At 74.1% G+C, this 12,687-nt stretch carries 16 protein-coding genes; 10 read left to right on the forward strand and 6 right to left on the reverse strand.

All coding sequences use genetic code 11. The features are described from left to right. Together J4557_RS16480 and J4557_RS16485 are read left to right on the forward strand one after the other, a co-directional pair. Window positions 1-129 (forward strand): acyl-CoA dehydrogenase family protein (locus J4557_RS16480; protein ID WP_279576085.1); only part of this gene is annotated, 129 nt, incomplete at its 5' end. Window positions 130-282: 153 nt separating this feature from the next. Then, the gene (locus tag J4557_RS16485) at window positions 283-1,086 is read left to right on the forward strand and encodes an SAM-dependent methyltransferase (RefSeq protein WP_208267430.1); all 804 of its coding nucleotides are present in this window, start codon (window positions 283-285) and stop codon (window positions 1,084-1,086) included. Here the strand turns inward: J4557_RS16485 and J4557_RS16490 are convergent. Together J4557_RS16490 and J4557_RS16495 are read right to left on the reverse strand one after the other, a co-directional pair. Then, entirely contained in the window at window positions 1,083-1,940 is an 858-nt protein-coding gene (locus tag J4557_RS16490; RefSeq protein WP_208267431.1) for a hypothetical protein, read from the reverse strand. The genes J4557_RS16485 and J4557_RS16490 overlap by 4 nt on opposite strands. Before the next feature lie 84 nt (window positions 1,941-2,024). After that, window positions 2,025-2,915, reverse strand: a complete 891-nt coding sequence (locus J4557_RS16495) for a helix-turn-helix domain-containing protein (protein WP_208267432.1) — start codon at window positions 2,913-2,915, stop codon at window positions 2,025-2,027. 170 nt (window positions 2,916-3,085) lie between these two features. Between J4557_RS16495 and J4557_RS50920 the strand changes: the two genes are divergently transcribed. Both J4557_RS50920 and J4557_RS16505 read left to right on the forward strand, forming a co-directional pair. Then, on the forward strand, window positions 3,086-3,487 hold the full coding sequence (locus tag J4557_RS50920; RefSeq protein ID WP_208267433.1) for a nuclear transport factor 2 family protein: 402 nt from the start codon (window positions 3,086-3,088) through the stop codon (window positions 3,485-3,487). Window positions 3,488-3,585: 98 nt separating this feature from the next. Next, window positions 3,586-4,536 carry a ribose-phosphate diphosphokinase gene (locus tag J4557_RS16505; RefSeq protein ID WP_208267434.1) on the forward strand — a complete coding sequence of 317 codons (951 nt, stop codon included), beginning with the start codon at window positions 3,586-3,588 and terminating at the stop codon, window positions 4,534-4,536. Window positions 4,537-4,552: 16 nt separating this feature from the next. Here J4557_RS16505 and J4557_RS16510 read toward each other — a convergent pair whose 3' ends face one another. Continuing rightward, window positions 4,553-4,873, reverse strand: a complete 321-nt coding sequence (locus tag J4557_RS16510; protein WP_208267435.1) for a hypothetical protein — start codon at window positions 4,871-4,873, stop codon at window positions 4,553-4,555. 127 nt (window positions 4,874-5,000) lie between these two features. Between J4557_RS16510 and J4557_RS16515 the strand changes: the two genes are divergently transcribed. From J4557_RS16515 to J4557_RS16525, 3 genes are read left to right on the forward strand one after another with little or no spacing between them, the layout of a single operon-like run. Beyond that, window positions 5,001-5,156, forward strand: a complete 156-nt coding sequence (locus J4557_RS16515) for a hypothetical protein (RefSeq protein ID WP_208267436.1) — start codon at window positions 5,001-5,003, stop codon at window positions 5,154-5,156. An 18-nt stretch (window positions 5,157-5,174) separates the two neighbouring features. Next, window positions 5,175-5,654 carry a YdcF family protein gene (locus tag J4557_RS16520; RefSeq protein ID WP_208267437.1) on the forward strand — a complete coding sequence of 160 codons (480 nt, stop codon included), beginning with the start codon at window positions 5,175-5,177 and terminating at the stop codon, window positions 5,652-5,654. A 19-nt stretch (window positions 5,655-5,673) separates the two neighbouring features. Then, on the forward strand, window positions 5,674-7,830 hold the full coding sequence (locus J4557_RS16525) for a molybdopterin-containing oxidoreductase family protein (protein ID WP_243775887.1): 2,157 nt from the start codon (window positions 5,674-5,676) through the stop codon (window positions 7,828-7,830). A 126-nt stretch (window positions 7,831-7,956) separates the two neighbouring features. On the opposite strand, the gene J4557_RS49630 is transcribed toward J4557_RS16525, so the two are convergent. The 3 genes from J4557_RS49630 to J4557_RS16540 all read right to left on the reverse strand — a co-directional run bounded on the left by J4557_RS49630 (window position 7,957) and on the right by J4557_RS16540 (window position 9,911). Further along, window positions 7,957-8,166 carry a DUF5999 family protein gene (locus tag J4557_RS49630; protein ID WP_190858671.1) on the reverse strand — a complete coding sequence of 70 codons (210 nt, stop codon included), beginning with the start codon at window positions 8,164-8,166 and terminating at the stop codon, window positions 7,957-7,959. 138 nt (window positions 8,167-8,304) lie between these two features. Next, on the reverse strand, window positions 8,305-8,799 hold the full coding sequence (locus tag J4557_RS16535; RefSeq protein ID WP_208267438.1) for a hypothetical protein: 495 nt from the start codon (window positions 8,797-8,799) through the stop codon (window positions 8,305-8,307). 296 nt (window positions 8,800-9,095) lie between these two features. Next, a complete protein-coding gene (locus J4557_RS16540; RefSeq protein WP_208267439.1) occupies window positions 9,096-9,911 on the reverse strand; it encodes an SAM-dependent methyltransferase in 816 nt (271 codons plus the stop codon). A 225-nt stretch (window positions 9,912-10,136) separates the two neighbouring features. Between J4557_RS16540 and J4557_RS16545 the strand changes: the two genes are divergently transcribed. The 3 genes from J4557_RS16545 to J4557_RS16555 are packed head-to-tail and all read left to right on the forward strand — an operon-like array spanning window position 10,137 to window position 12,674. After that, the gene (locus tag J4557_RS16545; protein WP_243775889.1) at window positions 10,137-10,859 is read left to right on the forward strand and encodes a DedA family protein; all 723 of its coding nucleotides are present in this window, start codon (window positions 10,137-10,139) and stop codon (window positions 10,857-10,859) included. Next, window positions 10,843-12,039, forward strand: a complete 1,197-nt coding sequence (locus J4557_RS16550) for a sensor histidine kinase (protein ID WP_307799870.1) — start codon at window positions 10,843-10,845, stop codon at window positions 12,037-12,039. Before J4557_RS16545 ends, J4557_RS16550 begins: the two co-directional genes overlap by 17 nt. Continuing rightward, entirely contained in the window at window positions 12,030-12,674 is a 645-nt protein-coding gene (locus J4557_RS16555; protein ID WP_208267440.1) for a response regulator, read from the forward strand. The genes J4557_RS16550 and J4557_RS16555 overlap by 10 nt, the downstream gene beginning before the upstream one ends. Window positions 12,675-12,687 lie beyond the last annotated feature (13 nt).

Raw genomic sequence — 12,687 nt, forward strand, 5'->3', positions numbered from 1 at the left:
TTGGGCGGGTACGGGTACACGCGGGAGTTCCCGGTGGAGCGGATGATGCGCGACGCCAAGATCACCCAGATCTACGAGGGCACCAACCAGATCCAGCGCATGGTCATCGCCCGCCAGCTCCTCAAGTGACCCGGCGCTCGTACCCGCGACCGGACCGCGGCTGACGGGCCTTCCCGCGGGAAGACCCCCAGGACGGCGGATGACGGCGAAAGGGCTGTCGCCGCCGGGGGAGTGCCGTCAGGATGGTGGTGCCGGCGGTCCACCGCGGACGAGGGAGCGCGCATGAGCGGAACAGGGCCCGTACCCGAGATCGACACGAGCACCTCGCACGTGGCGCGCATCTGGAACTACTGGCTGGGCGGCAAGGACAACTATCCCGTCGACCGGGAGGTCGGCGACCAGATCCTCGGGATCCTCCCGGACGTGGCGCGCCTCGCCCGCGCGTCCCGGCTGTTCCTCAACCGGGTGGTCTGGCACCTGGCCGCCGAGGCGGGCGTCCGCCAGTTCGTCGACATCGGGACGGGCCTCCCCACCGTCGACAACACCCACGAGGTCGCGCAGCGCGCGGCGCCCGACGCGAAGATCGTCTACGTGGACAACGACCCGCTGGTCCTCGCGCACGCGCAGGCGCTCCTCACCAGCACCCCCGAGGGCGCGACCGCCTACGTCGACGCCGACCTGCGCGACCCGGACCGCATCATCGCGAAGGCCGCCGAGACCGTCGACCTCGATCGTCCCGTCGCGCTCACGCTGATGGGCATCCTGGAGTTCGTCACCGACGACGAGCAGGCGTACGCGGTCGTCCGGCGGCTGCTGGACGCGGTGCCGCCCGGCAGCTACTTCGCCATGTACGACGGGACGAACGTCGTCCACGGCGAGGCGTCCGACCGGATCGTCGACGTGTGGAACGCCTCCGGCAACGCCGGCCTGGTGCTGCGCACGCCCGAGGGCATCCGCCGCTTCTTCGACGGCCTCGAACTGCTGGACCCCGGCGTCGTCCCGGTGAACGAGTGGCGGCCCGAGGTGACCGTCGGGACCGAGCCGGAGCCCGTCGACGCCTACGGCGGCGTCGGCCGCAAGCCCTAGCCCGGACCCCGGCCGCCGGGGGCCCCGTCCGCGTGCCGAAGGATCTCGGTGATCGCGAACGCCGCGTCGAGCCGCCCGCCCTGCACGGCGGCCTTGTAGTAGACGAGCGCGGCCTCCCCGTCCGCCGCCGCGCCGCCCCGGCCCGCCTGGTCGCCGAGCAGGTGGGCGCGGCGGGCCGCCTCCGCGGCGTCCAGCCCGTCGGGCGAGGCGTCCAGCAGGTCCAGCGCGCCGGGATGGCCGGCCGCCGCGGCCTCGATCAGCAGCGGGACGGTCTCCCCGCCGCGGGCCGGGTCGGTGCCGAGCAGCACCGCGACCCGGTAGAGCGCGTCGGCGTCCCCGGCCGCCGCGCGATCGAGCAGCGCCCGGCCGCGCGGGCCGTACCCGGCGACGGTCGCCCGCTGCGACTCCGTCAGCCGCACCGGCCTGACCGGTTCCCCCTCCGGCGGCGCGAGCGCGCGCCCCGGCCCCGTGCTCTCCGTATCCGCGGGCGGGCGGGGCGGCGGGACGGTCCGGCCCGGGGACCGGGCGGCGCGCAGCCGGGCCTGCCACGCGGGCAGCGACGCGGTGCCCGGATCGCCGGAGCGCACGCCGGTCTCCCAGGCGCGGCGCTGGCAGCAGAGCACGAAGCTCGCCACCCAGGCGGCGGTGGGGAGCCGCTTGCGCCGCCCGGCGAGCACGTCGAAGATCCCGGTCGTCGACAGCGACGGGAGGTCCCGCCGGCCGTAGAGCTCGCCGAGGTGCTCGGAGACCTCCGCGAGCCTGCGGTACGGCGGCCGGTTGCAGGAGTCGTAGAGCGCGTTGAGCGCGCGGATGAAGGCGTCCGGCCCGGCGGGCCGGGAAGCGTCGTCGATCATGTCTGGTCGCCCTTGCCGGCAGGGAGCTGACCTGTCCGGCTTCATGCTGCCAGCCGGGCGGCCCGGCCGGGGCCCGTATCGCCATCACAGGCCGCGCAGGATCCGCCACAGGATCGCCTGCGTCGCGGTGGCGGGCGCGGCGGCCAGCACGAGCCGGTTCATGGTGTGCCAGTAGGGCACCGCGCCCGGCCCGGACGGGTACACCGCCCCGTTCAATCGTTCCACGTACACGACGTCGGGCAGTTCGGGCTGCGGCGGCCGCAGCAGCGAGAACGACCCGCCGGCCACGGGCGGCGCCGCGTCCGCCGCCAGCGGCAGCACCTGCAGGGTGACGTGGGGCAGGTCGCAGACGTCCAGCAGGTGCTCGAACTGCGCGAAGGCGACCGTCCGCCCACCCGGCCCGCGCCGCAGCGCGGCCTCCTCGATCACCGCCCACAGCCGCGCGGGCGCCGGCCTGTGCAGGATGCGGCGCCGGACGGCCCGCAGCTCGGCGAGCCGCTCCGCCTCGCCGGCGCCCCGGTGCTCACCGAACAGCGCGCGCGTGTACGCCTCCGTCTGCAGCAGGTCCGGGACGACCTGTGCCTCGTAGGCGCGGATGAGGCTTGCCGACTGCTCCAGCTCCAGGTACGGCTCGTACCAGCGCGGGACCACGTCCCGGAACGCGGACCACCAGCGGGACGCGTTCGCCTGCCGCGCCAGGCCCAGCAGCGTGGCGACCGCGGCCCGGTCGGTGGCGCCGTACGCGGCGCACAGGTCCGCGACCTCGCGCAGCCGCAGCTCCGCCCGGCCGAGTTCCAGCCGGCTGATCCAGGTCCGCGACCGGCGGAGCACGGCCTCGGCGTCCTCCAGGCTGTGGCCGCCGGCCTCGCGCAGCCGCCGCAGCTGGGCGCCGAGGACCATCCTGGCCACCGTGGGGCCGGTCTCCCACTCCTCGTGGAAGCCGTCTCCGGCCTGTTCGGCCGCACCTGTGCTCATGCCTGCCTCTGCGCGGACCGCCGTGGGGGCGTTCCCCGCCGAACGCTAACCCAGCGCCGCGCGGCGTGTCCCGCGGTTCGGCGGGCGGCGGGCGTTGCCGCACCGGACCCCGCTCGCTACGCTGGCCGATAAACGGGGAGTTCCCCGTTTTCCCTCCCGAGAGGATTCCCGTGACCCCCACCATCGAGGACCGGCTGGCGATCACCGATGTGATCTCGCTGCACGGCCACTACGCCGACACCGGCGAGCTCGACCGCATGACGGAGCTGTTCACCGAGGACGTCGTCTACGACGTGACCGCCATCGGCGGCGGCCTGATCGAGGGCCGCGCCGCGCTGAAGCAGGCCGCCCTGGACCTCGGCGACCGCAACCCGCTGGCCCACCACGTCACCAACGTCGTCGTCACCGGCGTGGACGGGGACCGCGCGCACGCCGTCTCGAAGGCCATCGCCCTGCTGCCGGACCGCGGCTGCGTCGGCGCCACCTACGACGACACGCTGGTGCGCGACGGCGACGGGTGGCTGATCCGCCGCCGCACGATCCGCCCGCGCCGCACGCCCCTGACGCCCTGACCGCGCCCGGCGCGGCGGGGCGGGGCGCCCGTGGGCGGCGGACCTGGCCGAAATAGCATGTGCGAGGCCGCTGGAGTCGACCACGTGAGGAGCGGTTCGTGCGAGACATCGCCGTGTTCAGCGGGAGCGCCCACCCCGAGCTCGCCGCCGAGGTCTGCGCCCATCTGGGGGTCCCGCTGAGCCCGGCCCGGGTGTCCCGGTTCGCCAACGACTGCCTCGAGGTCCAGCTCCAGGCCAACTGCCGCGAGCGGGACGTGTTCCTCATCCAGCCGCTCGTCGCGCCCGTCCAGGAGCACCTGGTCGAGCTGCTCCTCATGTGCGACGCGGCGCGCGGCGCGTCCGCGAGCCGCATCACCGTCGTGATGCCGCACTACTCCTACGCGCGGTCCGACAAGAAGGACGCGCCGCGCATCTCGATCGGCGGCCGGCTCGTCGCCGACCTGCTCGTCGCGTCCGGCGCGAGCCGCGTGCTGGCGATGACGCTGCACTCGCCGCAGGTGCACGGCTTCTTCTCCGTCCCGGTGGACCACCTGCACGCGCTCCGCGAGCTCGCCGAGCACTTCCGGCAGTACGACCTGTCGCGCACCACCGTCGTCTCGCCCGACCTCGGCAACGCCAAGGAGGCCGCGGCCTTCGCCCGGCTGCTCGGCGCGCAGGTGGCGGCCGGCGCCAAGCAGCGCTTCTCCGACGACCGGGTGCGGATCAGCTCGGTCATCGGCGAGATCGCGGGCCGGGACGTGATCGTGCTGGACGACGAGATCGCCAAGGGCAGCACCGTCCTGGAGCTGCTGGACCGGCTCCGCGAGCTCGGCCCGCGCACCGTCCGGGTCGCCTGCACCCACGGCCTGTTCTCGGCGGGCGCGCTGCAGCGGCTGTCCGCCGAGCCGGACGTGCTGGAGATCGTCTGCACCAACACCGTGCCCGTCCCTGACGGCGAGCGCGGCGACAAGCTGCGGGTCCTGTCCATCGCCCCGGCCCTGGCCGAGGCGGTCCGCCGCATCCACAACGGCGAGTCGGTCAGCGCCCTCTTCGAAAGCCCCCACCCCTGACCGCTCCGGGGCGGGGTCAGAGGAGCATGTCGCTGCCGCCGGACTCTTCTTCGCCGTCGGTCGTGTGCTCGGGTTCGAGGTACTCGTCCTCGGGCCAGAGCTCGTTGGCGAGGAAGGCGAGGTACTCCTCGTCGCCCGGGTCGAGTTCGGCGGTCATGGACTCGGGATGGACGCCGCCGGGGTCGGTGGCGAGGTCGGCGACGGGGTCGGGAGCGGGGTCGGCGGCGGACGCGGGCTCGATGGCGGGCGGCCCGTCCTGGGCAGGGGGCGCCGCGGGACGAAGCAGGCACAGGCCGAACAGGGCGGCCACTGACACCAGGACCAGGACTGTGATCACGACACCACCCCGTCCTTTCGCGGTCGAGTTCCACATGATTCTTGCGTAAGTAGCAAAACAGTTGAACGCTACCTGGACGACCTATCGGATGGGAGCCGACATGCGGGCCGCCGGAGACAATGGCGCTGTGGAGTCTCATGCGGCGGTCGACGAGCGGGCCCGCGAACTGGCCCGCGTCGTCTGGGATCACCTGGTGCTCACCGGCCCCCTCTCCAAGGCTGACGCGATCCTCGCGCTGGGGTGCCACGACACGCGGGTGGCGGCGCACGCGGCGAGGCTTTAGCACGCGGGATGGGCTCCGGTGGTGGTCGTCACCGGCGGCCGCGGCAAGATCACTTCGGCGTGGACGGAGACGGAGGCCCAGGTCTTCGCGCGTGTGGCGCGCGACCAGGGGGTTCCGGAGGGCGCCCTGCTGCTGGAGGAGACCGCCACGAACACGGGGGAGAACATCACCGCGACCAGACGGTTGCTTGACGGACGCCTCGATCTGCGGAGCGGGATTTTGGTCGCCAAGCCGTACATGACCCGGCGGGCACTGGCCACGGCGCGCAGACAGTGGCCCGAAGCGGACTGGATCGCGGCCTGTCCGGACCTCGGGTACGACGCGTACGGGACCGGGGACGACGAGCGTCGGTTCATCGAGCTGATGGTCGGCGACCTGCAGCGGATGGAGGTGTACGCCGAGCGGGGGTTCCAGGTGCCGATGCCGGTCCCGGTGGCGGTGTGGGCGGCGTACGAGGAACTGGTCGCGCTCGGATACGACCGGCACGTGATCCGGTGACGGTGGCACAATCGGACGCATGGCGTCAGTGACCACTTACTGCCGGATCTGCGAGCCGCTGTGCGGGCTGGAGGCCACCGTCGAGGACGGGAAGGTCGTCCGGATCCGCCCCGACAAGGAGCATCCGCTGTCCCGGGGGTTCGCCTGCCCCAAGGGCATCGCGATGACCGAGGTCCAGAACGACCCGGACCGGGTCGTGCATCCGCTGCGGCGCCGCCCGGACGGCGGGTTCGAGCGGGTGAGCTGGGACGAGGCGCTCGGCGGCATCGCCGGGAGGCTGAACGCCCTGCGCCGCGAGCACGGCGGGTCGTCGATCGGCTGGTACTTCGGCAACCCGGCGACGTTCTCCTACAGCCATCCGCTGTGGCTGAACGGGTTCATGGCGGCGCTGAGGTCGCCGCACCTGTACTCGGCGGGCTCGCAGGACGTGAACAACCGGTTCGCGGCGAGCGCGCTGCTGTACGGGGCGCCGGTGCTGGTCCCGATCCCCGACCTCAAGCGCACCGGCCTGCTGCTGATGCTCGGCGCGAACCCGCTGGTGTCGCACGGCAGCCTGATCACCGCGCCGCGCATCCGCGAGGACCTGTCGGCGATCGTGGCGCGCGGCGGGCGGGTCGTGGTCGCCGACCCGCGCCGGACCGAGACGGCCCGCGCCTACGAGCACCTCCCCGTCCGCCCGGACGGGGACGCCTGGCTGCTGCTCTCGATGCTCCACGTGATCTTCGAGGAGGGGCTGCAGGACCGCGCCGCCTGCGCGCGCCAGGCGTCCGGCGCCGGGGAGCTGCGCGCGCTCGCGGACGGCTTCCCGCCCGAGGAGACCGAGGCCCGCAGCGGCGTCCCGGCGGCGGCCGTCCGGGAGCTGGCCCGCGATCTGGCGCGGGCCGAGCGGGCCGTCGTGTACGGCCGGACGGGCACCTGCCTCGGCCGGCACGGGACGCTGACCGCGTTCCTCATCGACGCGGTGACGCTGGTGACCGGCAACCTGGACCGTCCGGGCGGGGCGGTGTTCGGCGCCGCGCCGCTCTGGCTGGACGAGATCCTGCGGCTGTCCGGGCTCGCGACCTACGGCCGGACCCGCTCGCGTGTCGGCGGGTACCCGGACATCCTCGGCACCTTCCCCGCCGGGGTGATGGCCGAGGAGATCACCACGCCCGGTCCGGGACGGCTCCGCGCGCTGGTCGTCTCCGGCGGCAACCCGGCGCTGAGCGTCCCGGGCGGCGAGGCGCTCGGCGGGGCGCTGGACGAGCTGGACCTGCTGGTCACCATCGACCTCTACGTCACCGACACCGGCCGCAAGGCGGACTACGTGCTGCCGGCGACCACGTTCCTGGAGCGCGAGGACCTGCCGCTGCCGTTCCTGCAGAACCACCTCACCCCGTACGTGACGTGGACGGAGCCGGTCGTCGCGCCGCGCGGGGAGGCCCGCCAGGAGTGGGAGATCATCGAGGCGCTGGCGCGCCGGATGGGGATCGGCGTCGGCACGTTCCCCCTGCAGCGCCTCGCGCACCGGCTGGGCGTCCGGCCGTCGCCGCGGTTCCTGGTGGACGCGCTGCTGCGAACGGGCCCGGCGGGGGACTGGTACGGCCTGCGCCGGGTGCTCGGCAGGCGCGACGGGCTCAGCCTGCGCCGGCTGCGGAGGTCGCCGCACGGCGTCGTGCTCGCCGAGCACCAGCGGACGGGGACGCTGCGCCGCCGCATCCTGCACAAGGACAAGCGGGTGCATCTCGCCCCGCCCGAGATCGCCGCCGAGGTGCGGCGGCTGGCCGGGGCGCCGGAGCCGCCGGACGGCTTCCCGCTGCGGCTGATCGGCCTCCGCGAGATGCGCTCGCACAACTCCTGGATGCACAACGCGCCCGCGCTGATGCGCGGCGGGCGCGTCCAGGCGGCGCGGATCAACCCGAAGGACGCGGCCGCGCACGGGATCGAGGACGGCGCGCCGTGCCGGATCACGTCGCCGCACGGGGCGATCGAGCTGACCGCGCTGGTCACCGACGAGATGACCGAGGGCACCGTCGCGGTCCCGCACGGGTGGGGGCACCGGGGCGGCTGGCGGACGGCGAACGCGGCGGGCGGCGCGAACGTCAACGTGCTCGCGTCGCCGGATCCGGCGGACCTGGAGCCGCTGGCCGGGATGGCGTGGCTGAACGCCGTCCCGATCACGATCGGGCCGGCCTGACCGACGCATGCCGCGCGGCGGGGGCGGTCGCCGGGCGGCACGGCGGGAGGACCGCCGGAGCGGTGCGGCGGCCTCGCGGGCGGAAGCGGGGAGGAGGCGCGGGGGCCCGCGGGCCGCGCGGCGCCGCTAGGCGGCGGTGGTGGGACGGTGCGGGGCGATCACGCGTCCGTCCGGCAGCAGCTCGCCGGTGTCCTCGAAGACGACGATGCCGTTGCAGAGCAGGCTCCATCCCTGCTCCGGGTGGGCGGCGACGGTTCTCGCGGCCTCGCGGTCCAGCGCGTCGGGCCGGGGGCACGGCGGCTGGTGCGGGCAGGACGGTGCGCGTTGATCGGTCACGGGTTCCTCCACGGACGTCCCTGTGATTAAGGACATAGTGGAAGCCTGCCGCCGTTCGTCCGAAATATGCAAGTCAAGGGGGGATTCTTTACCGTTCGTCGCGTGTGCCGCCGGACAAGTTGGGGCACATCGGGACGTTCAGCGCAGAAGCCCCTCGTCCGGTTCGCCGCCGTGATCGACGTCGAGGCCGACGACCGACAGGCATCCGGTGCAGATCCACTCGGCGATGACGGCCTCGGAGTTCAGGCCGTGCGCCCGGTAGGGGCGGTCGACCCAGCGGCGCCGCATCCCGTGCCCGCACGAGGAGTGCAGCAGGCGCCCGCAGGTCGGGCACGGCCAGACGTCCTCGCAGCGCCGGTCGCACTGCGGGCACAGCGGCGACTCGTAGTGCTCGGCCGGGTCGGGGAGGTCCAGCTCGTCCCGCCACTCGTGCTCGAGGTCGAGGTACTCGTCGCCGGGCCAGTGGTGGTCGGCCAGCCACGCCAGGTACTCCTCCTCTCCGGGTGCGAGCACGGCCGTCAGCGACTCGGGGTGCTCGTCGCGCAGGGGTCGTCGCCCGGCGCGCCGCGCGGAGGCCAGCAGGGTCAGCAGGCCGAGGAGCGCGGCCGCTGCCAGGCCAGTCGCCAGGGGCATCGCGGCGTCCTTACATGATCTTGCGGCGGGAAAGTCCGATCATGAATTCACTTCACAAAACCCTGCGAACGGTACAAGAAAGGCTCTTAACGGAAAAGTCGATCAGAAAAGAATCTTCGCCTGGCTCATGATCGGGTGGGGGGCCGAAACCCCGGCCGGGCGCGGTCCGGAACCCGTACGGCCTGGGGAATCGGGGGCATCCGAGCGTCGCGGAGCCCGCGGCGGCGGCGCCGCCGGTTTCACTCTCCGCTGAATCCGGCCTCCCTCCGCCGCCGATCCCCGCGGCCCGCGGATGATCAGTCCTTGCGTCCCATCACCGCCGCCATCTGGGTGTGCAGCGGGTGCTCCAGCGGGCCCTTCGGCCCGTTCGGGCGCCATTCCGTCACGTTCGCGACGCCGGGCTCCAGGATCGTCAGCCCGTCCATGAACCCCTCGATCTGCGACGCGGGCCGGAAGTACGACCCGCCGAGGCCCGACTGGAGGATCCGCTTGGCCTCCTCGACGCGCGGGTCGTCGCCGGCGTCGTGCAGGTGCGTCAGCACGACGTGGCTGCCCTTCGGCAGGAACGGGTGCAGCGCCCCCACGACGGCGGCCGGGTCCCGCTCGTCCGGCACGTGGTGGATGATCGCGGCGAGGATCAGCGCCACCGGCCGGTCGAGGTCGATCAGCCCGGTCAGCGCCGGGTCGTTGAAGATCTTCTCCGGCTCGTAGAGGTCGCCCTGGATGAACGTGGCCACGCCCCGCTCGGTGAGCAGCGCCCGGCCGTGCGCCAGCACGATCGGGTCGTTGTCCACGTACACCACCCGGGCGTCCGGGTTCGCCGAGCGGGCGAACTGGTGCACGTTGGACGAGGTCGGGAGCCCCGACCCGATGTCCACGAACTGGTCGATCCCGACCTCGCCCGCCAGGTACTCCACCGCCCGCCCGATCGCGACCCGGTTGCCCTGCGCGACGACCGGCGCCTCCGGCACGAGCTGCATCACCATGTCGGCCACCTCGCGGTCGGCGGCGAAGTTGTCCTTGCCGCCGAGGAAGTAGTCGTACACCCGTGCGAACGTCGGCGTGGAGGTGTCGATGCCGGGAGGCGCGCTCTCCGGGAGTTCGTCGGCCACGCGTGCGGCTCCTTCTGTCGGACCCCGGAGCGGACGCGCGCGGGGCGGAACGAGATGGCCCAAGGGTAGGCCGATCCGCCGTTTCCGGCCGGGTTTTCAGGGCTTTGCCCGGCAAGTTCTGGCACCGGGTGCGGTTTTCCGCAGGGCCCGGCTGCGGCGCGCGCCCGGACGGGTCGGCGGCCCGCTCCATGGTGGCGGGAACGCCCGGTTCCTAGCGTCGAGGACATGATCGAGACGACGTACGCGTGGGCGTCCGCGGTGGCCGGCGGCGAGCCGTCCGGCGGGATCACCGGATGGGCGACGCATCTGATGGAGCGGCTCGGCGCGCCCGGCGCCGGGGTGGCGATCGCGCTGGAGAACCTCTTCCCGCCGCTGCCGAGCGAGGTGATCCTCCCGCTCGCCGGCTTCACCGCCGCGCAGGGCCGGATGAGCCTGGCCGCCGCGCTGGTATGGACGACGCTGGGCTCGGTGATCGGCGCGCTGGCCCTCTACGGCGTCGGCGCGCTGATCGGCCGGGACCGGATCCGCGCGCTGGTCGCGCGGCTCCCGCTGGTGAAGCTCGCCGACCTCGACCGCACCGAGGCGTGGTTCGCCCGGCACGGCGGCAAGGCGGTGTTCTTCGGCCGGATGATCCCGATCTTCCGGAGCCTGATCTCCGTCCCGGCCGGGCTGGAGCGGATGCGGATGGCCGCCTTCCTCGTCTACACGACGCTGGGGAGCCTGCTGTGGAACACGGTGTTCGTGCTGGCCGGGTACTGGCTCGGCGACAACTGGACGGCGGTCCAGGACCTCGTCGGCGTCTACTCCAAGGCGGTGGTCGCGGTGGTGGCCGTCGCGGTCGCGGCCTTCCTGGCGGTGCGTATCGTGAAGGCCCGCGGTGGACGGCACCGCGGCGCCTCCGCCCGGCAGCACCCCCACCGAGAACTCGAACGTGACCGCATCCTCTGACCCGCCGCCCGCACCGCGCCGCGGCCCTCGCGCGATGGCCGCCGCGGCGGCGCGGGCCGGGGCCGGCCTGCTGCTCGGCGCGGTCACCGCCGCCGTGGAGGTGGTCCTGCTGGCGGCCGCGGCGCTGCTCATGGCGTACGCGCTGGCGTTCTCGCGCGGGCAGCGGGCCGTGCCGGGCGTCGTCGCGGACGGCGCGCGCCGCCTCACCGAGCTGGAACGCCGCCGGCTGGCGTTCCTCGGCGAGACCGGCGCCGCCGAGTACGGTCCGCTGCGCGCCCTCGCCTACCTCGTCCTGCGGGTCCCGGTCGGGCTGCTCGGCGGGGCCATCCTCACCCTGATCGGCTACGGCGCCGCCATGGTCGCCGAACTCGCGGTGAGCTGGTGGATCACCGGGGACTACCTGGACGGCATCCGGCCGTCCTGGTGGATCGTCCTGTACATCGGCGTCGCCGGGCTGGTCCTGCTGTTCCTGGCCGTCCAGGGGCTGGCCGGGGTGGCGGCGCTGGAGCGGGCGGTCGCGCGCCGCTGCCTCGGCCCGAGCCCCCTCGCCGAGTACGAGCGGCGGATCGCGCAGCTCTCCGTCACCCGCGCGCAGGTCGTCGACGCCGTGGACGACGAGCGCCGGCGCATCGAGCGCGACCTGCACGACGGCGTCCAGCAGCGGCTCGTCGCGCTCGGCATGCTGATCGGCCGCGCGCGCCGCGCCGGCGACCACGCGAGGGCCGCCGAGCTGCTGAGGCAGGCGCACGAGGAGTCGCGGCGGGCGCTGGAGGACCTCCGCGAGGTCGCCTGGCGGGTCTACCCGGCGGCGCTCGACGGCGAGGGGCTGCGGGCCGCGCTGGAATCGGTCGCCGAGCGGTCCGCGGTCCCGGTGACGATCGGCTACGACGTGCCGGGCCGCCCGCCGCACGCGGTCGAGACCGCCGCGTACTTCGTGGTCTGCGAGGCCGTCACGAACGCCGCCAAGCACGCCGGCGCCGGACGGGTACGCGTGGAGGTCGCGGGATCCGGGACAATGATCGGCGTGCGCATCGAGGACGACGGGACCGGCGGGGCGGACCCGTCCGGCGGCGGGCTCGCCGGGCTGGCCCGCCGGGTCGCCGCGCTGGACGGGACGTTCGCCGTGCACAGCCCGCCCGGCGGCCCCACCGTGATCACCGCGGAGCTGCCGTGCGGGTGATGCTGGCCGAGGACTCCACCCTGCTGCGCGAGGGCCTGGTGCGGCTGCTCGCCGAGGAGGGCCACGAGGTCGCGGCGGCCGTCGGCGACGGCGACGCGCTGATCGCGGCGGTCGCGGGCGGCCCGCCGGACGCGGTCGTCGTGGACGTCCGGATGCCGCCGACGCACACCGACGAGGGCCTGCGCGCCGCGCTGGAGATCCGCCGCCGCTGGCCCGCCGTCGGCGTGCTCGTCCTGTCGCAGTACGTCGAGAAGCGCTACGCCGCCGAGCTGATCACCGCGGACACCGCCGGCGTCGGGTACCTGCTGAAGGACCGGGTGGCGCAGGTGGAGGAGTTCCTCGACGCGCTCGACCGCGTCGGCGCCGGCGGGGCCGCGTTCGATCCGGAGGTGGTGCGGCGGCTGCTGGCGCACAGCACGCACGCCGACCCGCTGTCCCGGCTGACCCCGCGCGAGCGCGACGTCCTCGACCACATGGCCCAGGGCCACACGAACGCCTCGATCGCCGCGCACCTGCACGTCTCGCAGAGCGCGGTGGAGAAGCACGTCAACGCGATCTTCGACAAGCTGGACCTGTCGCACGCCGCCGGCTACAGCCGCCGCGTGCTGGCGGTGCTGCGCTACCTCGGCTCCTGAGAGCCGGTGACAC

The sequence above is a fragment of the Actinomadura nitritigenes genome, from assembly GCF_017573545.1.
Taxonomy (GTDB): Bacteria; Actinomycetota; Actinomycetes; order Streptosporangiales; family Streptosporangiaceae; genus Spirillospora; species Spirillospora nitritigenes.